The sequence below is a fragment of the Mycobacterium sp. genome (assembly GCF_050700595.1).
Taxonomy (GTDB): domain Bacteria; phylum Actinomycetota; class Actinomycetes; order Mycobacteriales; family Mycobacteriaceae; genus Mycobacterium.
The window spans coordinates 1-20654 of record NZ_JBOHHI010000046.1; the positions used below are offsets into that span (position 1 = coordinate 1).

At 67.7% G+C, this 20654-nt stretch carries 19 protein-coding genes; 9 read left to right on the top strand and 10 right to left on the bottom strand.

The genetic code is table 11. The features are described 5' to 3' along the window. The 4 genes from ACRDTL_RS03965 to ACRDTL_RS03980 form a co-directional block, all read left to right on the top strand. Positions 1-268, top strand: a 268-nt coding sequence (locus ACRDTL_RS03965) for a nitroreductase/quinone reductase family protein (RefSeq protein ID WP_431505416.1), incomplete at its 5' end; no start/stop codon positions are given. Between the two features lie 6 nt (positions 269-274). Then, positions 275-607 carry a TfoX/Sxy family protein gene (locus ACRDTL_RS03970; RefSeq protein ID WP_431505417.1) on the top strand — a complete coding sequence of 111 codons (333 nt, stop codon included), beginning with the start codon at positions 275-277 and terminating at the stop codon, positions 605-607. A gap of 5 nt (positions 608-612) precedes the next feature. Further along, entirely contained in the window at positions 613-1245 is a 633-nt protein-coding gene (locus ACRDTL_RS03975; protein WP_431505418.1) for an endonuclease, read from the top strand. An 81-nt stretch (positions 1246-1326) separates the two neighbouring features. Next, a complete protein-coding gene (locus ACRDTL_RS03980) occupies positions 1327-2559 on the top strand; it encodes an NAD(P)/FAD-dependent oxidoreductase (protein ID WP_431505419.1) in 1233 nt (410 codons plus the stop codon). On the opposite strand, the gene ACRDTL_RS03985 is transcribed toward ACRDTL_RS03980, so the two are convergent. The 3 genes from ACRDTL_RS03985 to ACRDTL_RS03995 all read right to left on the bottom strand — a co-directional run bounded on the left by ACRDTL_RS03985 (position 2556) and on the right by ACRDTL_RS03995 (position 8591). After that, a complete protein-coding gene (locus ACRDTL_RS03985; RefSeq protein WP_431505434.1) occupies positions 2556-4619 on the bottom strand; it encodes an NAD-dependent epimerase/dehydratase family protein in 2064 nt (687 codons plus the stop codon). The genes ACRDTL_RS03980 and ACRDTL_RS03985 overlap by 4 nt on opposite strands. Before the next feature lie 88 nt (positions 4620-4707). Further along, positions 4708-6183 (bottom strand): acetyl-CoA acetyltransferase, encoded by a 1476-nt coding sequence (locus tag ACRDTL_RS03990; RefSeq protein ID WP_431505420.1) that lies wholly within the window; start codon positions 6181-6183, stop codon positions 4708-4710. Between the two features lie 17 nt (positions 6184-6200). Continuing rightward, on the bottom strand, positions 6201-8591 hold the full coding sequence (locus ACRDTL_RS03995) for a CaiB/BaiF CoA transferase family protein (protein WP_431505421.1): 2391 nt from the start codon (positions 8589-8591) through the stop codon (positions 6201-6203). Between the two features lie 41 nt (positions 8592-8632). Between ACRDTL_RS03995 and ACRDTL_RS04000 the strand changes: the two genes are divergently transcribed. Continuing rightward, positions 8633-11008, top strand: a complete 2376-nt coding sequence (locus ACRDTL_RS04000) for a phosphoketolase family protein (protein WP_431505422.1) — start codon at positions 8633-8635, stop codon at positions 11006-11008. Between the two features lie 9 nt (positions 11009-11017). After that, a complete protein-coding gene (locus ACRDTL_RS04005) occupies positions 11018-11785 on the top strand; it encodes a CPBP family intramembrane glutamic endopeptidase (RefSeq protein WP_431505423.1) in 768 nt (255 codons plus the stop codon). Between the two features lie 81 nt (positions 11786-11866). On the opposite strand, the gene ACRDTL_RS04010 is transcribed toward ACRDTL_RS04005, so the two are convergent. From ACRDTL_RS04010 to modA, 6 genes are all read right to left on the bottom strand, one after another. Beyond that, positions 11867-12892 (bottom strand): zinc-binding alcohol dehydrogenase family protein, encoded by a 1026-nt coding sequence (locus ACRDTL_RS04010; RefSeq protein WP_431505424.1) that lies wholly within the window; start codon positions 12890-12892, stop codon positions 11867-11869. A 31-nt stretch (positions 12893-12923) separates the two neighbouring features. Continuing rightward, the gene (locus tag ACRDTL_RS04015) at positions 12924-13223 is read right to left on the bottom strand and encodes a GlsB/YeaQ/YmgE family stress response membrane protein (protein WP_431505425.1); all 300 of its coding nucleotides are present in this window, start codon (positions 13221-13223) and stop codon (positions 12924-12926) included. An 81-nt stretch (positions 13224-13304) separates the two neighbouring features. Then, positions 13305-14357 carry an alanine and proline-rich secreted protein Apa gene (locus ACRDTL_RS04020; RefSeq protein WP_431505426.1) on the bottom strand — a complete coding sequence of 351 codons (1053 nt, stop codon included), beginning with the start codon at positions 14355-14357 and terminating at the stop codon, positions 13305-13307. Positions 14358-14435: 78 nt separating this feature from the next. After that, on the bottom strand, positions 14436-15548 hold the full coding sequence (locus tag ACRDTL_RS04025) for a sulfate/molybdate ABC transporter ATP-binding protein (RefSeq protein ID WP_431505427.1): 1113 nt from the start codon (positions 15546-15548) through the stop codon (positions 14436-14438). Between the two features lie 6 nt (positions 15549-15554). Next, on the bottom strand, positions 15555-16349 hold the full coding sequence (locus ACRDTL_RS04030; RefSeq protein WP_431505428.1) for an ABC transporter permease: 795 nt from the start codon (positions 16347-16349) through the stop codon (positions 15555-15557). Positions 16350-16370: 21 nt separating this feature from the next. Further along, entirely contained in the window at positions 16371-17156 is a 786-nt protein-coding gene (gene modA, locus ACRDTL_RS04035; protein WP_431505429.1) for a molybdate ABC transporter substrate-binding protein, read from the bottom strand. Between the two features lie 158 nt (positions 17157-17314). On the opposite strand from modA, the gene ACRDTL_RS04040 reads away from it, so the two are divergent. From ACRDTL_RS04040 to ACRDTL_RS04050, 3 genes are all read left to right on the top strand, one after another. Then, positions 17315-17992 (top strand): SDR family oxidoreductase, encoded by a 678-nt coding sequence (locus ACRDTL_RS04040; RefSeq protein WP_431505430.1) that lies wholly within the window; start codon positions 17315-17317, stop codon positions 17990-17992. A 39-nt stretch (positions 17993-18031) separates the two neighbouring features. Then, positions 18032-18952, top strand: coding sequence for an LLM class F420-dependent oxidoreductase (locus ACRDTL_RS04045; protein ID WP_431505431.1), 921 nt, complete (start codon positions 18032-18034; stop codon positions 18950-18952). Positions 18953-19059: 107 nt separating this feature from the next. Further along, positions 19060-20448 carry an NAD(P)/FAD-dependent oxidoreductase gene (locus tag ACRDTL_RS04050; protein WP_431505432.1) on the top strand — a complete coding sequence of 463 codons (1389 nt, stop codon included), beginning with the start codon at positions 19060-19062 and terminating at the stop codon, positions 20446-20448. Here the strand turns inward: ACRDTL_RS04050 and ACRDTL_RS04055 are convergent. Further along, positions 20445-20654: PaaI family thioesterase (locus tag ACRDTL_RS04055; protein WP_431505433.1), on the bottom strand; the 210-nt coding region annotated here is incomplete at its 5' end. The two genes, ACRDTL_RS04050 and ACRDTL_RS04055, sit on opposite strands and share 4 nt — an antisense overlap.

Below are 20654 nucleotides of genomic sequence, written 5' to 3' on the forward strand. Positions count from 1 at the left end.
GCCGCGGCGCACCGCGGTAGGTGGCGGGGTAGTCGGCAACGCGTTCTGGATGGTCTCCGAGCACGGCGAGCATTCGGATTATGTGCACAACATCAAGGCCAATCCCGCGGTGCGCGTGCGCATTCACGGCCGGTGGCGCAACGGAACCGCTCATCTGCTGCCCGACGACGACCCGCGGGAACGGTTGCGCAGCCTACCGCGGCTCAACAGCGCCGGGGTGCGCACGATGGGCACCGATCTCCTGACCATCCGGGTGGATCTGGACTGACACCGGATGGCCTACGACCTCGAGCTTGCCGACCGGATCCGTGAACTGCTCGCCCCCCTGCGCGGCGTGGAGGAAAAACCGATGTTCGGTGGGCTGGCGTTTTTGATCAACGGCAACATGTCCGTGGCGGCCAGTGGTCAGGGCGGCCTGCTGGTGCGGGTGCCACCGGACGAGACCGACAAGCTGCTCGCCCGGGCGCACGTCAACCAGATGGTGATGGGGGGACGGCACATGCGCGGCTGGCTGCGGGTCGACGACGACGGCGTGAAAACCAAACGCCAATTGCAGGGTTGGGTGACTCGCAGCTTGGACTACGTGCGCAGCCTGCCGCCGAAGTGAGAGCTATGGAGCCCGAGGACCTGGTGCGTCGACTGCTCAAGGTCGCCGGCAGCACCTACGCGGCCGAGGCGGGAGTCCGGCTCAGCGATAAACCCATGCCGCTGTTTCAGCTGCTGGTGCTGTGCATGTTGGCCAGCAAGCCGATCGACGCGACGATCGCCATGCGCGCCGGGCGTGAACTGTTCGCCGACGGCCTACGCACGCCGAACGCCGTGCTGGCATCCGACGAGCTCACCATGATCCGCGCGTTCGACCGCGCCCACTATGTGCGCTACGACGAAAGCTCGGCCGCCCGGCTCACCGCCATCGCCGAGCGGGTCCGCGACGAGTACTCCGGCGATTTGCGCGAACTCGCCCGGCGCAGTGACCACGATGTGCGATCGGCAACCCGCATGCTCAAGGAGTTCAGCGGCATCGGTGACACCGGTGCCGCCATTTTCCTGCGCGAAGTGCAGGACGTGTGGACCTGGGTGCGGCCGTACTTCGACAAGCGCGCGATCGCCGGCGCCGAAAAACTGGGTCTGCCCGCCGAGCCGACGGAACTGGGCCGGCTGGCGCCGCATGACAACGCCCGCCTGGCCGCGGCGCTGGTGCGGGCGTCGCTGGACGACGACGTGGGCCGGCGGGTGACCGGTTGATTTCGTCTACATCCGGATGCCCGGTCCGGATCCGGAGGCGATGTACGCGGGTTCCTAGCGCAGCCGAGTAGGGTGGACGCCATGGCCAGCTCAACCACATTCGTCATCGTCGGCGGCGGACTTGCCGGCGCAAAAGCAGCAGAAGCCCTGCGCGACAACGAGTTCGATGGGCAAATTATTCTCCTCGCCGAGGAGGAGCATCTACCCTACGAGCGACCGCCGCTGTCCAAGGAGTTTCTCGCGGGCAAGAAGCAGCTCAACGATTTCACAGTGCACGATTCGGACTGGTACCGCGACCACAACATCGACTTGCGACTCGGGGTGCGGGTAGCGGCAGTGGATCCGGGCGAACACCGCGTCAGTCTGGGCGACGACGCCGCCATCGGATACGACAAGCTGCTGCTGGCCACCGGCTCGCGCTCACGGCGGCCGCCGATACCGGGGTCCGATGCCGACGGCGTTCATTATCTGCGGACCATTGAAGACGCCTCCGCGCTGAATTCCCTGCTGGGTGACGGTTCTTCGGTTGCCATCGTGGGCGCCGGGTGGATCGGCCTGGAAGTCGCCGCCAGCGCGCGGGCGCGCGATGTCGACGTCACTGTCGTCGAGACCGCCAAACTGCCGCTGCTGGCCGCGCTCGGCGAAGAGGTCGGCACCGTGTTCGCCACCTTGCATCGCGACCACGGCGTCGACCTGCGGCTGCAGTCCCAGGTCGAGGAGATCACGGTCGCCGGCGGCAAGGCCACCGGCCTGCGGCTGCACGGCGGGTCGACGATCGGCGCGGACGCTGTGCTGGTTGCTGTCGGTGCCCAACCCAACATCGAACTCGCGGCCGAAGCCGGGTTGTCGATGGGCGACGGCGGGGTGCTGGTCGACGCGTCGCTGCGCACCAGCGATGCCGACATCTATGCGGTTGGTGATATCGCCGCGGCCGACCATCCGCTGTTCGCCGAGCGTATCCGCACCGAACACTGGGCCAACGCGCTCAAGCAGCCTGCGGCGGCGGTGGCGGGCATGCTCGGCAACCCAACCCCATACACCGAACTGCCGTACTTTTTCACCGACCAGTACGACTTGGGCATGGAGTATGTCGGTTACGCGCCCCGATACGAGCGGGTGGTGTTTCGCGGCGACGTCGACGGACGGGAATTCGTCGCGTTCTGGCTCGACGCCGGCAACCGGGTACTGGCCGGCATGAACGTCAACATCTGGGATGTGCTCGACGACGTCAAGGGCTTGATCGGCTCACAGCGTCCGGTGGATCCCGACCGGCTGGCCGACCCGCAGGCCCCGCTGGCCGAATTGGCGAGCTAACCGCTCGAAGCCGCGTCAAGCGGCTCCCAGGTGCGATCGATGACGGTGGGTAGGTGCAGCGCCTGCAACCGCTCTCGCTCTGCGCGCCGACGCTTGATCCGCAGCCGGGCGTCACCGGGCATGGCGAGCAGTTCGTCGCAGGTCAGGTAGTACACGTCGGCTACCGTGTCGACGAGGTCGGCCGAGGCCCGCCGGGAACCCAACTCGCGCAGTGTCATTCGCAGTTCATGGGTGAACCACATGGTGGTGTCGTACGCCAGCTCCCGGGACAGTCGCGGTTTGGCCGTCAGCCGCTCGGGCAGGGTGCCCGCCGACGTTTCCGGCCAGGACACCGGGCCGGTCGGCGTCGCCGCAGCGGCAACGAGCAGCATCGCCGGATCGTCGCCGAACACCGGGTTGGCCAGCTCGACTTCCACCGGACCGCGGTAGGCGAGCCGGGAAACCGCCGAATCGACCTCGGCGGCGGCACTGGGAACGAGCCCGCGGATCCCGGCGAGATCACCGCGCTCGGCCAGCTGACGTAGCTGTGGATCGCGGCGCAGCATCGCCGCCAATGCAGCGGTCTCCGCGGTAATGCGGCGGCTTTCCAGCAGGGCGCCAACCCCGGACACCGGCGGGTGTGCGGCACTGCGCTCCAGCGCCGCGGCGGTGACGCCGGTGTCGATCAGCCAGAGCGCGACGAGCCCCCAGCCCTGGTGAATTCGGTCTCGCAACAGCTGGATTCGCACCTCCAGGCCCGCATCGGACAGTGAGCTCAGCTGTGCGGCGTCAAGGTGTTCGGCAGCCGCGGCATAGCTGTAGGCCTGCGTGTCGGCCTTCAGGTGGCGCAGCATGGCCAACGCCCGCGTCGCGACAACTGCCTTGGCGGCCGTTCCGAGCAGCCCGCCGGTCAGCGACTGATGGACAACCGCCTGCTCGTCCCAGCCGGGTAGCTGGCTTGCGGCGATCATGCTGATCGACAGTCCGACATAGGGACGATGGCCGAACACCGCGATGGCCCGGTTGCCCCACTCGGCGGCGACCACATCGCCCGGTGTTGTCGCCTGGGCGATCACCCGGTTGGCCGTCCGCAAGCCGCCCAGCTGGACGTCGAGTGTCATCGGTGTCAACGGTCCGGGCAGGGTCTCGGCGAGTGGCGCCGCGCTGAAGACCGGGAATCGCGGATCGATCCGGTCGTCGAACTCCCCTTCCAGCCCGTCCGGTGCCGCGCAGTGCAACGGCGCGCCGTCGAACGGTCCGGACCGCGGCGTGGGTTCAAACGGCAACGGCAGATGACCGGGCAGGTCGGTGGCGCCGGCGACGCCGAGTTTGCGGCCGAGGAGTCCGCGTGCCGTGTCGGCGACGGCGTCGCTCGCCGACCAACCGAACTCAAACTGCCAATCAGCCTGCAGCGCAGAAGCGTTCATATCGGGCTTCAGCTGTGCCCAGGTTGGAGTTCGGCGCGACGGTTGATCAACCAAATGCAGCTGATGTCGTGCGACGGCCAGGTTGGTGACGTCCGGTGTCGCGAGATCGGCCACACCGGTGGTGTTGGCCGTGACCGCGAGCGCCAGGAAGCGGACCAGGTCATCGAGGTGCAGCAGCCGCAGCGGCTCCGGGGAGGCCTTGCTGCGCAGCAGCGTGGCCACCGTGCGGCACACCATCCAGTCGAGCTGACGGCCCACCGGCGGTGCCATCCGGATGATCAGGCTCGGCGCCCAGCCGGTGGAGACCAGTGTCTCGGCGTGCCGGTACAGCTTGGGCTCGCCGGCCGCCTGGGATACGAAAATCAGCCGTGCTCCGGCCCGGGCGGCCGCGTGCGTGACGCGCACGACGCCGTTGATCCCGGCACTGCCGGGTGCGGTGGGATCGATCGGGGCGAGATGCAGGACCACCTGCGCTTCGTCGGCGAGCTCCTGCAGGATCGGGCCGCCGAGCGGTGCGCACACATACTCGACCTCGGGGTCCAGCTGGTCGTGCGGGTGCCGGGCGATTCCGCAGACCGAGTGTCCGGCGGCCGCCAGCTGTCGGGCCACCACACGTCCGACCACGCCCGTCACGCCGGTCACCAGAATCCGGATGCCTGCTCACCTCCCGGTCTCTTCCCCGACAATAGGCGCGCCGGCGCTGTCCCCGAGAAGCTTTTGACTCGAACGTCAGATCGGGCGGTTACCGCAGGGTGGCGGTGCCGTCCGCGCGGACCGCCACCTTGGCGCCGGCGATGTCGTCGCGCACGGTCGCCTCAGCCGAAGCCGCATCCGGTATCAGAGCCAGGGTGCGCGACTCGTCGGGGGTGCGAACAGCCAGGAACGCCTTGTCCGGCCGGCCGTCGCGGTCAAACGGTGTCGTCCAGGCTTCGACGGTGCCGACACCTTCCCACTCCACCGCCGCACGCCGGGTCGGTTCCCGATCGACCGCGGATTGCACGTCCTCCCAACGGAATTGGCAGGACGGCGGCTCCGTGCCGTACACACCGAAGCTGTGCTTGGTCAAATAGCCGCCGTTGGCGGTGATCAGGCCGCGCCGACCGGGGTTGGCGATCAACAGTTCGGCCATCGTCGCGATCGAATGCGTGACGTAGTTGCTCCACGGGCCGCCGGCGAAAGTCAGCCCGCCGGTGACGGTCAGCGGCCGGCCAGGATCGTCGACCGGCAGCCCCAATTCAGCCGCCGCGATCTGCACAGCCGACGGGAAGCACGAGTACAGGTCGACGTAGTCGACGTCGTCGACACCCAGGCCGGCCAGGGCAAGCGCCCGCTGCCCGCCGATCCGGATCGCCGTGCAGCGGTGCAGTTCGGCGCGTTCGCTGATCGCGTAGGTGTCGTGCGCATCGGTGCCCGCATACGGGTAAACCCAGCGCTCGGTCGGGACCTGCAGGCGGGTCGCGGTCTGCGCCGACGTCAGGACGAGCGCAGCACCCTGGTCGACCATGTTGTTGGAGTTCATCAACTTGGTGTAGGGCCAGCTGATCATCCGGTTGGTCGGGCCGGGTTGCCAAATCTGCTGCGCCTCAACATGCTTACGGATCCAGGCGTGCGGATTGTGCACCGCCACCGCGTTGAACCCCGCCCACAACTCGCCGATCCGCCTGCGGTGGTCGTCGCTCGATTCGCCCGTGCTGATCCGCAGCGCCTCCTCGAACATCGGATACACATACGCCGGACGGTCCAGCCCAATGCGCTCCTCGGCCGGGCCGGACATCCGCACATCTTCGTCACCGCCCTGCGCGATCGGGACCGATTCGTCCTGGTGCGTCCAGCCGAGTTTGCGGCCCTGGGCGCGCAGCTGCATCCTCGTTCGCCAGGTTTCCGCCCCGGCAATCAGCACCACCCCTGCGCGGTCGTGCCGGATGTCCAGGCAGGCCCGGTTCACCAGCGTTTGCGGCACGTTGCCGCCCACACCGCTGTAGCCGGTGGCGGGATGGTCGGCGCCGATCCGCCGGCCGAGTAGCAGGCCGGGGTCCCGGTAGCGCGCCGAAAACAGGTTGACCACCCGGATCGAGTCGACCGCCGCCAGCACCCGTTCGTCGGCGGCTTCGCGCGCCGCCGCGGCCATCAGATCGACGGGTTCGGTGTCGGGGCTGCTCTCGTGCTGGTTGACCTGGCCGTAGCCGATCAGCACCGGTGTCCGCGGGTCGACGGGCATGGCGGAACCTTTCGAACCTAAGGGGTGTCGGTGGACGCGAACAGCACGCCGGCGTTGATCAGCTGCTCGGTTTCCTCGCTGCTCATCTGCAGCATCTTGCGGCAGATCTCGCGGGTGTCCTGACCGGGCAGCGGCGCGGGCCGCTGCGGGGCCGGCGGGATGTGACGAAACGGCGCCGGGCCGGTTTCGGCCGGCAACCGATGGTCGAACAGCGGATGAGTCATGTCGCTGAACAACTTGCGCGCCAACAGTTGCGGGTCTTCGAGAATGTCCGGCGGCCGGTTCATCTGGCCGGCGGGCACTCCGACCGATTGCAGTGCCTCGGCGACCTGCACCGGCGAGCGGGTGCGGGTCCACGTCGTGACCGTCGCCGCCAACTCGTCGCGATGGGCCACCCGCGACTCACCGGCGGCAAACCGCTTATCGTCGGCCAGCTGTGGTAATCCGAAAACTGTTGTTGCCCTTTGCCAGTCGGCATCATCGCGAATCGAGATAACGCACCACTCGTCATCGCCGGCGCACGGGTAGACAGCGTGCACGCTGGTGTCGTCGCGCAGTTCGGCTCGACCGGCATCCCGCGCTGCTTCGGTGACGTACAGGGTGTCGAGTTGGTTGACGACGGCCTCGGCCTGGGAGACATGCACGCGGGTTCCGCTGGCGGTCCGGTCCCGGTGAATCAGCGCGGCCAGCGCCCCGATCGCGGTGATCCGCCCGATCACGTGATCCGGGAACACCGTCGTCGCGTCGTAGAACGGATGCCGCGCGGTGTCGGCTTGCGCCGCGTCGGAGGTCCACAGCCTGGTGACTCCGGCGGTGGCGCGCACCAGCGGGCCATAACCGAGCCGGGCGCTCCACGGACCGGTGGCGCCGAACGCGCTGCTCTCGGCGAGCACGATCCGCGGGTTGAAGCGGTGCAAAGTATCATACGGAAAACCCAGAGCGGCAAGGGTTCCCGGCTTGAAGTTGGCGAACACCGCATCCGCGTCGGCGACCAAGCGGCCGAAAATCCGCTTGCCTTCCTGGCTGCGCAGATCCACACCGAATCCGAGGTTGTTGCGATGTGTCCAGGCGAATGACTCACTCATCGCCTCACCGACCCGGGCCTGCCGCAAGCCGTCGGGATAGGCGGTGCTTTCGACCTTGATGACCTCGGCGCCTAGATCGCCGAACAACCGGCTGCATTCGCCGCCGGCGACGATGATGCCGAGGTCGACGATGCGCAGCCCATCGAACGGACGGGTAGCGGCGCCGCGGGCGGCGATGACGGCCGGCCCGGCGAGCCAGGATGCGTCGTCGTGCCCCGCCGCCGGCGCCGGCGTCCGGAAACCGGTGTGCTGCCCGTCAACGGAGATATAGCCGACCGGGATCCTGCTGTGCACACCCGGGACGAGTTCGGCCTCGGCGACGGCACCCACCGACCGGAAGTGCTCAGAAGCCAGGATCTGCGGCGGGGACAGCACCGCGGCGATCGGTACCCCGTTGGCCTGCCCGGCCGACACCAACGCCTTCATGCTCTCCCCGGCGAACAACTCCTCGATCAGCACACTGATCTGCGGCCAGGCGGCGAACCGCGCCGCGATCACCTCGTAGCGGGGGTTCTGAAATGCCTCCGGCTCCCCCAGCCAGTGCCGCAGACCGCGCCACTGGCGTGGCGACATCACACAGATCCGGACGTAGCCGTCGCTGCAGCGGTAGATCGGGTAGGCGTCCTGATTTTTCGGCCGCCCCCGCCACCGATCGGGCCTGCGGACGCCGGCGGACGCCTGGCCGTGCGCGCCGAACGCCGGGTCGAGCGCCATCACCACCGCGTCGAATCGGGAGAAGTCGATGTAATCTCCTGTACCGCAACGCAGCCGGTTGTAATACGCGACGAGCGTGGACCAGGCTGCTTGCACCGCGGCGGTGGCCGACGCAATGCCGTCGGGCGGTAACACCGGTGTCCCGGTGGTGGGACCGGACCGGGACAGCGAGCCCGACAGCGCGTAGAACACCGGATCGGTGGCCCACCACGACGAGCGCGGTCCGGCGGCGCCGAAGTCGCTGATCGACAACGCCACCAGATGGGGATACCGGTCGGCCAACTCGGCGCACGGGGTGCCGTAGGCGGCAGCCTGACCCGGGGCGCCGCTATCGACGACGATGTCGGCGCTGCCCGCGAGCTCGATGAACCGGGCGCGATCCTGCGGGTCGGAGGGGTCCAGCACAGTGCTGCGCTTGTTGGCGTTGTGCAGCGCAAACGGCAGGCTTGCCCCGGCCAGCGTCGGCGCCCGGGTGCGGGCCGGGCTGCCGCCCGGCGGCTCAACCTTGAGGACATCGGCACCCAGATCGGCCAGCAGCCGGCTCACCGCGTCACCGTCGTCACCGGACAGGTCAAGCACTCGCAGTGACGCCAGCAGACCGTCGACCATGGCCTCAGCGTAGTTCGCCGACAATCCGGACAATCGGACAGATGAGCCCAGACACCGCGACGCCAGCCGTCCTCACCGATGACGAACGTGACCGCATCCACGCCTACTGGTGTGCCGCCAACTATTTGTCGGTAGGTCAGATCTACCTCCTGGATAACCCGCTGTTGCGCGAACCGCTGGCGGCCGAGCACGTCAAGCCCCGGCTGCTGGGTCACTGGGGCACCACCCCTGGCCTGAATTTGATCTATGCGCACCTGAACCGGGTCATCCGCAACCGCGACGCCAGCGTCATCTTCATCACCGGACCCGGGCACGGCGGTCCCGGCCTTGTCGCCAATGCATATCTGGAAGGCACCTACAGCGAGGTGTACACCGGAATCGGCGAGGACACCGAGGGGCTGCGAAAGCTGTTCCGGCAGTTCTCTTTTCCGGGTGGTATCCCCAGCCACGTGGCTGCCCAGACGCCCGGCTCGATCCATGAGGGCGGCGAGCTCGGCTACGCGCTGGTGCACGCCCATGGCGCGGCGTTCGACAACCCGGACCTGGTGGTGGCCTGTGTGATCGGCGACGGTGAAGCTGAAACCGGGCCGCTGGCCGCCAGCTGGCATTCCAACAAGTTCCTCAACCCGGCCACCGATGGTGCGGTGTTGCCGATCCTGCACCTCAACGGCTACAAGATCGCCAACCCGACCGTGCTGGCCCGCATCCCACCCGCCGAACTGGAGTCGCTGCTGCGCGGCTACGGCTATCGGCCGATCACCGTCGCCGGGGACGACCCGGCCAACGTGCACCAACAGCTTGCCGCCGCGCTCGACGACGCGTTCGACGACATCGCGGCCATTCACCGCGCCGCCCGCAGCAGCGCTACCGTCGAGCGGCCGGTCTGGCCGATGATCGTGCTGCGAACGCCCAAGGGCTGGACCGGTCCCGAGGTGGTCGACGGTAAACAGGTCGAGGGCACCTGGCGATCGCACCAGGTTCCGCTCGCCGAGACGCACGACAACCCATCGCACCGCGCACAGCTGGAACGGTGGCTGCACGGCTACCGACCTGCGGAACTGTTCGACGACAACGGAAGTTTGCGTCCGGAATTGCGTGCGCTGGCGCCCGCCGGTGACCGGCGGATGAGCGCAAATCCGCACGCCAACGGGGGGCTGCTGCTGCACGACCTGGATCTGCCGGACTTTCGTGACTATGCGGTGGATGTCGCGCAACCCGCCGCACAAACCCATGAGGCCACCCGGGTGCTGGGCACGTTCTTGCGGGATGTGATCGCGCGCAATCCCGATCGGTTCCGGCTGATGGGTCCCGACGAGACCGCCTCCAACCGGCTGGACGCCGTCTACGCGTCCACCGACAAAGTCTGGCTGTCCGAGCCGATGCCCGACGACGAAAATCTGGCCCCGGGCGGCCGCGTCATGGAAGTGCTCTCCGAGCACCTGTGTCAGGGCTGGCTGGAGGGTTATCTGTTGACCGGCCGGCACGGGTTGTTCAACTGCTATGAGGCCTTCGTGCACATCGTCGACTCGATGCTCAACCAGCACGCAAAATGGCTATACACCAGCCGCGAGCTGCCGTGGCGGCGCCCGATCGCGTCGCTGAACTACCTGCTGACCTCGCACGTCTGGCGACAGGACCACAACGGCGCCTCGCATCAGGACCCTGGATTCATCGACATCGTCGCCAACAAACGCCCCGAGGTGATGCGGGTCTACCTGCCGCCGGACGGCAACACCTTGCTGTCGGTGGCCGACCATTGCCTGCGCAGCCGCGACTACGTCAACGTGATCGTCGCCGGCAAGCAGCCCGCACTGGCCTACCTGGACATGGACTCCGCGATCGAGCACTGCACCCGCGGCCTCGGGATCTGGCCGTGGGCGAGCACCGCGGCCGCAGAACCCGACGTGGTGCTGGCCTGCGCCGGCGACGTCCCGACACTGGAGACGCTGGCCGCCGCCGACATCCTGCGCCGCGAACTACCGGACCTGGCTGTGCGGGTGGTCAACGTCGTCGACATCATGCGGCTGCAACCGGAAACCGAGCACCCACATGGCTTGCCGGACACCGAGTTCGATGCATTGTTCACCCGCGACAAGCCGGTTATCTTCGCCTACCACGGCTATCCGTGGCTGATCCACCGGCTCAGCTACCGGCGGACCAACCACCACCACATGCATGTGCGCGGCTTCAAGGAACGCGGTACCACGACGACACCGTTCGACATGGTGATGCTCAACGATCTCGACAGGTTTCACCTGGTGATGGACGTCATTGACCGGGTTGACGGGCTGGGTTCGCGGGCCGCTGAGCTGCGGCAGCGGATGGCCGACGCCCGGTTGGCGGCTCGTCGTTACACCCGCGAGCACGGCGAGGATGACCCGCAGATCGCCGGGTGGACCTGGGGCGCCGGCAGGTAGCCTGGTCAGATGTCCGGTCACGCGAGCGCGGTCGTCGCCGAACCCCATCCGGGGGTGTCACGGCCCTCCGCGCTGCACCGGTTCCGCGTCTACGTCGACATCGCCGTTGTCGTGGTGGTGCTGGTGGCGACGAACCTGATCGCACACTTCACCACGCCGTGGGCCGGCGTCGTCGCGGTTCCGGCCGCGGCCGTCGGCCTGGTAATCCTGTTGCGCTCCAACGGTTTGGGCTGGGCAGAGCTCGGGCTCGGTCGTGAGCACTGGAAATCCGGGTCGGCGTACGCGCTGGCCGGGGTGATCGTCGTGGTTTCGGTGGTCGGCCTCGGCGCGCTGCTGCCGGTGACGCGGCCGATGTTCATGAACAACCATTACGCGACGATTTCCGGCGCGCTGATCGCCTCGATGATCGTCATTCCGCTGCAGACCGTCATTCCCGAGGAGTTGGCGTTCCGGGGTGTGCTGCACGGCGCGCTGAGCCGGGCCTGGGGTTTCCGCGGTGCCGCGGTGGCCGGCTCGCTTTTGTTCGGGCTGTGGCATATTGCCACTTCGCTGGGCTTGACCAGTAGCAATGTCGGCTTTACCCGGCTGTTCGGCGGCGGGCTGGTCGGCACGCTGGCCGGTGTGACGTTGGCGGTTTTCGCGACCGGGACGGCCGGGTTCGTGTTCAGCTGGCTGCGCCGGCGCAGCGGCAGCCTGATCGCGCCGATCGCGCTGCACTGGTCGCTGAACGGGGTGGGAGCGTTGGCTGCCGCCCTGGTGTGGCAGTTGTCGACCTGAACCCAGGCCGCGTCGTTGACTCTGCGTTGACCAGGCACGCTACTCGCACTTTTGCCTGGTACACGCAGAGTCATCGATGCTTTACACCAGCAGTACCGCAGCACCGGATATACGCCCGACGCTCAGGTCCGAGAGCGCCCGGTCAGCTTGTCCGAGTGGGTATTCCGGGGTGGTGACGTTGATGTGATGCTGGCCCGCGAGCTCGAGGAAAGCCCGCGCGTCGGCGCGGGTGTTCGATGTCACCGACCGGACCTGGCGTTCCTGGAACAGGTGACGCTGGTAGTTCAGGCTCGGGATGTCGCTGAGGTGGATGCCGGCGATCGCCAGCGTGCCACCCCGGTCCAGCGCCTCCAGCGCCGGCAGCACCAGCTCACCGACCGGGGCGAACAGGATCGCTGCGTCCAGCGGCACCGGCGGCAGATCGTAGGCCCCCTGGGCCGATGCGGCACCCAATTCCAGCGCCAACTCGCGAGCGTTGTCGCCGCGGGTCATCACGTGCAGCTCGGCACCCTGCGCCAGCGCGACCTGCGCGGTGATGTGGGCGCTGCCACCGAAACCGTACAGGCCCAACCGGCCGCCGGGCGGCAGCTCAGCGCGCAGCAGCGAGCGGTATCCGATGATCCCGGCGCACAACAGCGGCGCCAGCTCACTGTCGCTGTAGCCGCTCGGCAGGTGGTGGGCGAATGTCGCGGGGACCGTGGCGAATTCAGCGTAGCCGCCGTCGGCGTCCCAGCCGGTGTAGCGCGACTGCGGGCACAAGTTTTCGCTGCCCCGGTGACAGTACTTGCACACCCCGCAGGTGTGCCGCAGCCAGGCGATTCCGACCCGGTCGCCGGCAGCGAACTCATCGCCGGCGTCGGCGCCCACCTCCACGACCTCCCCCACCACCTCGTGCCCGGGCGTGACCCGGTCGCGGTGCACGGGAAGGTCACCCTCGGTGACGTGCAGGTCGGTGCGGCACACCCCGCACGCGTGCACCGCCACCAGCAGCTCGTCGGCCGCCGGGCGCGGCACTTCGGTGGTGATGCGTTCCAGCGGGCCGGTTTTCATCGGGCCGGGCCGACGCACCCGCCACGCGCTCATCGTGGTGGCGGTGTTGGAAGCCATTACTCCATCATGCCGCCACGGACCAGCCCGCCTACGACCGCCGCACTAGCCCGACGATCCATAGCAGGATCACCGAGCCCAGGATCGCGGTGAACAATGTGAACCACCAGCCGCCGGCGGAGGTGTCGACGAAGAAGCTGAGCAAGAAGCCGCCGATCAACGCGCCGATGACACCGACCACGATGTTCATCAAGATGCCTGCGCCGCCGCCGCGCACGATCTTGCCGGCGATCCAGCCTGCAATGGCGCCGATGATGATGTAGCCGATCCACCCGACGCTGGTCAGTGTGGTTGAGCGTGCCAGAAACTCGGTAGCCGCCATGACGTCCATCCGGACCTCCTTGCTCGCAGTGGCCAAGTCCAAAGTTGGACTGTCCTTGGAGGTATAGCGCGTCCGCTTGCGATCAGCCGCTCAGGTCGACATCGTCCCGATAGCCGACGTGGTGACCGGACCGTTTTCACCGGCGGGGGCCGGAGCCGGCTGCTGTTGCGGCGCACCGGGAGCCGGTGCCGGTGCAGGGGCCGCGGGCGGCGGTGCGGGGGCTCCCGGTGGCGGTGCGGGGGCTCCTGGTGCGGGTGCCGGGGCGCCCGGGGCGGGCGGTGCAGCCGGCGCCGGCGGCGGTGCGGCCAACGGAAGGACCGACTGGGCCAACGTCACCGCTCCGGGCTGGTCCACCGGGTTATTGGCGGTCCCGAGCCACACCACAAACCAGCGCTGCTTTTGGGCGCCCTGCGTCGTGTTCGGCGCGGTCGGGCCGATCACACCCGCCCAGATCTGGCCATTGGGCTTGGCGGCATCGCTGAATTTGACCTCGTAGTATGACGCACTGCCCGCCATCCCGTTGGCGGCCAGCGGAGTGGTTGCCTGGTTGAGCCGCGTCCCGGGATACGGCATGAAAAACTCACCCATATCGGAGGCCAGCCGGGTCGCGGCCGCGGTGTTGTCGGCTTCGGCACTCGCGTACAGCTTCTGGTCCAACCTGCCCAGTACGACCCGGGTGTCATTGGCGACCTGCGGCGGCTGCCCGGGTGCACCGGGGCCGGTCTCCTTGCTGAGCAGCGCCGACCCGTAGTCGAGGTGCGTGGCGTCCGATTCCACCCAGCCGGCCGGAATGACATAGCTGAACCCGCCCGGCGGGTTGTCGATGCGCCCGGGTTGGGGCGCGTTGGGGTCGGCCACCGGCGGCGGCGCGTTGGGGTCGGTTCCCGGCGGCGCGGCGACCGGGTCGGCCGGCGGCGGCGCAGCCTCCGGGCCCGCCGGGCCGGGTGCGGTATCCGGCGACGCGTTGGGACTGGCCGGCGCGGGCGCCGCAGTGGTAGTGCCCGGCGGGGCGGGTACCGGATCGGCGCTTGCCGTGGTCGCCGGCAACGCGATGGTGACAGCGCCGGCACCGGTTATCGCGGCGATCGCCAGCGTTGCCCAGAGACCTGTGGGTCGGGTTGGGGTTGGGTCCAGCTGCTCCATGGCAAGGAACCTACCGTGTTACAGCCGTGACGCAAGTGCGGATTGGGAGATTATGTGGCTTGTTTGCCGACCGTTATCTCAGGTCTGCCCCGGGCGGTGTGGCGGTGCCCTGTGCAGCGCCACTTCCTGAGCCTTTACCGAAAACCACAAGCGCTGACCGGGAGCCAGTCGAAGCTCCGCGGCAGCGTCGACGCTGACGTCGGCGGCCAGTCCGGGCGCGCCGTCGGGCTGGTCCTCGGCGCGCAGCCGCACCGTGGGGCCGCGGGTGTCCAGCTCCGCCACGGTGACCGCCACGGTGTTGCGCGGGCTGCCATGCGGCTGGTCACGGTAGACCGCCACCGCCGCCGGGGCGAATACCGCGACGGCGCGCTGTCCGGTGCCGAGTTCCTCGGCCGCAGTGCCATGCCAATGGGCGTCCGAGCAGGTGTGTAAGGTGCCGTCGACCTCGATCGTTCCGTTGATCAGGTTGATGCCGGCGATGCGGGCGCCGAAATGGCTGCGTGGCGCCGCCAACACATCGGCCACCCGGCCGACCTCGGCGACCTTGCCTGATTCGAGCACCAGCACGCGATCGGCCAGCGTGACCACGTCAAGCAGGTCGTGTGTCACCAGGACCGTCGCGCGTCCGTCCCGGGCGACCACTTTGCGCAGCACCGCGCGGATTGCCGCGGCCGCCGCGATATCCAGGCCTGACAGTGGCTCGTCGAGCAGCAGCACGTCCGGTTCGGCGGCCAACGCCCGCGCGATCGCGACGCGTTGAGCCTGGCCACCGGATAGTTGCCGGGGCCGACGATCGGCCAACGGCTCGGCGTCCACTTCACGCAGCCAGTGCAACGCGGTTGCGCGCTCGGGCGCATGCCCGGCCCAGAACCTGCGGCGACGGCTGTGCGGTCCGAAGGCCACGTTGGCCGCGACGCTCAAGTGCGGGAACAGCAGTGGATCCTGTAACAGCAGCCCCACCCGACGCTGATGTGTGGGCACATGCAGCCCGTTCTCGGTGTCGGTCAGTATCCGCTGACCCAGGCGCACCCGACCCGTGTCGGGGCGAACCAGCCCGGCGATCACATGTAGCGCGGTGGACTTACCTGCGCCATTGGGTCCCAGAACTGCGAGCACTTCACCCGGGGGCACGGAAAACTGCACGTCCACCTGGCGATCGGCGACGACGGCCCAAAGCTGCAATTCGGTCACAGGGGGCTACCCGGCGCCGGGCCCGGCCAGCCTGCGGGTTCCCACGCCCAGCACCACCAACGCTGCCACCGCCACCAGCAGGATCGACAACGCCACCGCCGCATCGGCGTCGGTGACCCGCTGCAGATAGATCTCCAGCGGCAGTGTGCGGGTGACACCCTGCCTGGAACCGGCGAACGTCAGCGTCGCGCCGAATTCCCCCAACGACCGGGCAAACGCCAGCACCGCACCGGACACCAGGCCCGGCAGCAACAACGGCAGCGTTACCCGCCACCACACTGCGGCGGGCCGGGCACCCAGCGTCGCCGCCACCACCTCGTAGTCGGCCCCGGCGGTTCGGGCCGCGCCCTCCACGGCGATCACCAGAAACGGCAACGAGACAAAGGTCTGCGCCAACACCACCGCGGTGGTGGTGAACGCGATGCTGATGCCGGCGGCATCCAGATATCGCCCGATCAAGCCCAGCCGGCCGAACGTGTACAGCAACGTGATACCGCCGACCACCGGCGGCAGCACCAGCGGCAGCAGGATCACCGGCCGCAGCCACCGCACCAGCCGCGCCCGGCTACGGGCCAGCATCATCGCCATCGGCACGCCCAGCAGCACGCACAGCACGGTGCTGGCGACGGCCGTCTTCACACTCAGCCACAGCGCCGTCCGCGACGACGCTCTGGTGATCAACTCCCAAAAATGCGGCCAGTCGAGCTTGACCGCCACCGCCACCAATGGCAGCACGACGAACGCCGTCCCCACGACGGCGGGAACGTAGACCCAGCGCGGCAGCCTGGAGGGTCCGTTCAAGGTGACTCGCCGGGGCGTCGCTCAGGGCTTGGCAAAGCCGGCCTGATCCAGGATTTTCTGACCGGTCTGACCGGTCACCAGGTCGACGAATTTCTGTGCCGGCGCGGGCTGGGACGCGTTCTTCAGCACCGCGATCGGGTACACGTTCACCACGTCGGCGGCCTCGGGAAACTTGACGGTAGCGACCTTCTCGCCGGCGTTGACGGCGTCGGTGAGGTAGACCAGTCCGGCGTCGGCCTGGCCGGTGGTGACCTTGTTGAGCACGTCGGTGACGTTCGGTTCTTCGCTGACCGGGTTGAGGTGCGCGCCGGTTTTGTCCTCGATGCGCCGTGCCGCCGCACCGCAGGGCACCGGTTGTTGACATATCACCACGCTCAGACCGGGTTCGGTGAGGTCGGCGAACGACTTCACCTTCTTCGGGTTACCCGGCGCCGTGACGATGACCAGGGAGTTCGACGCGAAATTGACCGGGGTTCCGCCGAGCAAGCCTGCGCCGGCGACGCTGTCCATTTGGGCGGTGTCCGCCGACGCGAAAACGTCGGCGGTTGCACCCTGGGTCAGCTGGGTGGCCAGTTCCGAGGAGCCGGCGAAGTCGAAGTCGACGTCGGCACCGGGGTTGCCGGTTTTGAAGTGCTCGGCGATCTGGGTGAACGTCGGTCGCAGCGATGCGGCCGCGAACACCACGATCGTCCGGGCACTCGGGGACGACGAAGACTGCGAGGTCGGCGAAGGTTTCGAGCTACAACCGGTCAGGTTCGCCACCAGGATCAGCGACGTCAAACCGGTCAGCACCCAGATCCGACGCATGCGTCAAACCCTAGCGGCGTTCGCAAAATCTCCGAACCGTTATCGAAATGGTGTCCGGGTTGTGCCCGCCGGAAGTTTCGCCATTAGCTACTGTCCAGTAACATCGATCGAGATCGACGCCATCACGCGCGTCAGCGTTGTTGAACACGAGGGAGGCCATGGCGGTGGAGGTGCTAGTCACCGGAGGCGACACTGACCTGGGTCGTGTTGTTGCTCAAGGTTTTCGGGATGACGGTCACAGCGTGACGCTGGTCGGCGCACGTCGAGATGATCTGGAAGTGGTCGCCAAGGAGCTCGACGCGGACGCGATCGTCTGCGATAACACCAACCCCGAGAGCCTGGCCGACGTCCGGGAGCTTTTCCCGCATCACTTGGACACCATCGTCAACGTGCCTGCGCCGCGTTGGGATGCCGGTGACCCGCGCACCTACACGCTTGCCGACCAGGCCGGGGCGTGGCGCAACGCGCTGGACGCAACGGTGCTGTCGGCGGTGCTGACGGTGCAAGCCGTCGGCGATCACCTGAGTTCCGGCGGGTCGATCATCAGCGTGGTGCCGGAGAACCCGCGTTCGGGCAGCGTGGACGCCGGGGTGAAGGCCGCGCTGGCGAACTGGGCCGCGGGCCAGGCGACGATCTTCGGGACCCGCGGTATCACTGTCAACGTCGTCGCCGCCGGGCGTTCGGCGCGGCCGGGTTACGAAGGTCTGACCAGCGTGCCGCCGCCGGTCGCGGCTGAATTCGCGCGCATGTCGTTGTTCCTGACCACGCCCGCCGCCCGGCATATCAGCGGCCAGGTCTTGCACGTCAGTCACGGCGCACTCGCTCAGTTCGCTTAGCCCGCGCGCGTCCGGCCGTCGACCGTTACGGTGGATCCCGTGACCATCCGGCTGGGACTGCAGATACCTAACTTCAGCTACGGCACCGGCGTCGAGGCGCTCTTCCCCACGGTCATCGCGCAGGCCCGCGAAGCGGATACCGCGGGATTCGACGCGGTCTTCGTGATGGACCACTTCTATCAATTGCCGATGCTGGGATCACCCGACCAGCCGATGCTGGAGGCCTACACCGCTCTCGGTGCGCTGGCGACGGCGACGCAGCGAGTTCAGTTGGGCACCTTGGTAACTGGCAACACCTACCGCAACCCGACGTTGCTGGCCAAGGCCATCACCACCCTGGACGTGGTGAGCGCCGGCCGGGCGATCCTCGGTATCGGAACCGGATGGTTCGAGCTCGAACATCACCAGCTGGGCTTCGAGTTCGGCACCTTCACCGACCGATTCAACCGGCTCGAGGAAGCGCTGCAGATCCTCGGCCCGATGATCAAGGGTGAGTCGTCGACCTTCTCCGGTGACTGGTACACGACCGAATCCGCGATCGCCAACCCCCGCTATCGCGACCGCATTCCGCTGTTGGTCGGTGGCCGCGGCGAGAAGAAGACGTTCTCGATCGCGGCGCGCTACGCCGACCACCTCAATATCATCGGTGGATTCGACGAGCTTCCCGGCAAGCTCGATGCGTTGACCAAGCGGTGCGACGAGGCCGGGCGTGACCGCGCCACGGTGGAGACCAGCATGCTGGTGACGGTGATAATCGACGACAGTGCCAGCCCGGAACTCATTCCCGCCGAGATGAGCCAACGGATGGTGGTCGGCACGGCCGCGTCGGTAGCCGACCAGATCAAGACCAAGGTGCTTGACGCGGGCGTCGACGGCGTGATCATCAATCTGCCGGCCTACACACCCGGCGCCGTCACGAAGGCCGCCGAGGCGCTACACCCGCTGATCGGTCAATCCTGACCACCTGCCGATGTGGTTGATCACACAGGATCGGCGTCGATAACGGCCAGGTCCGGCGACTACCGTGTTAGTGAACGCAGTCGCCGTCGAGGAGCAACCCAACAAACATGAGTGCCCAACCCGAAGACACTGCTGTACCCAATCGCCGCCATCGAGTCGTGGTCATCGGATCCGGCTTCGGCGGATTGAACGCGGTCAAGAAGCTGAAGCGGGCCGATGTCGACATCAAGCTGATCGCCCGCACCACCCATCACCTGTTCCAGCCCATGCTGTACCAGCTCGCGACCGGCATCATCCCGGAGGGCGCGATCGCTCCGGCGACCCGTGTCATCTTGCGTCAACAGCGCAACGTCCAGGTGTTGCTCGGCGACGTCACGCATATCGACCTGGACGGCAAAAATGTGGTCTCGGACTTGCTCGGCCACACCTACCAAACCCCGTACGACAGCCTGATCATCGCGGCGGGTGCCGGCCAGTCCTACTTCGGCAACGACCACTTCGCCGAGTTCGCGCCCGGTATGAAGTCCATCGACGATGCGCTGGAGCTGCGGGGCCGGATCTTGAGCGCGTTCGAGCAGGCCGAGCGGTCCAGAGATCCGGAGCGCCGGAAGAAGCTGCTGACCTTCACGGTCGTCGGCGCCGGTCCCACCGGCGTTGAGATGGCCGGGCAGATCGCCGAGCTGGCCGAGCACACGTTGAAGGGCGCGTTCCGGCGGATCGACTCGACCAGGGCACGAGTGATCCTGCTCGACGCCGCCCCCGCGGTGCTGCCGTCGATGGGCGACAAACTCGGCAAAAAGGCAGCGGCGCGACTGGAGAAGATGGGCGTCGAGGTCCAACTCGGCGCGATGGTCACCGACGTCGACCCCGACGGGATCACGGTCAGGAACTCGGACGGAACCACCCGAAGCATCGAATCGGCCTGCAAGGTGTGGTCGGCAGGGGTGTCTGCCAGCCCGTTGGGCAGGGATCTGGCCCGGCAGTCGTCGGTCAAACTCGATCGAGCGGGTCGGGTCAAGGTGTTGCCCGATCTGTCGATACCGGGCTACCCGAACGTGTTCGTGGTCGGTGATATGGCGGCCGTCGAGGGCGTGCCGGGGGTGGCGCAGGGTGCCATCCAGGGCGGCAAGTACGTCGCCAACACGATCAAAGCCGAACTCGCCGGCGCTGATCCGGCCGAGCGCGAGCCGTTTCAATACTTCGACAAGGGCTCAATGGCCACGGTCTCGCGGTTTTCCGCGGTCGCCAAGATCGGCAAGCTGGAGTTCGCCGGTCTTCTCGCCTGGCTGGCGTGGTTGTTGCTGCACCTGGTGTACCTGATCGGCTTCAAGAACAAGGTCACCACCGTACTGTCCTGGACGGTGACCTTCTTGAGTGGTCGACGCGGCCAGCTGGCCATCACCGAACAGCAGGCATTCGCCCGCACCCGCATCGAACAGTTGGCCGTTATGGCGGCCGAGGCGCATCAGGGCGAGGAAGCGAAGGCGGCGAGCTAACCCGAGCTGGTGGCCTCGAGATTCTGCAGCCGCACCTGACCGCGAGCCACTACCCGGTCCCGGTCGTCGATGACCACCACCTGCCACAGCTGCTGAAGCCGTCCGCGGTGTACCGGTTCGGCGATGCCGTACACCATGCCGGTGCTGATGGCCCGCAAGAAGTCTGTGTTGTTGTTGACACCGACGACGTTGCCGCCGCCGTTGGC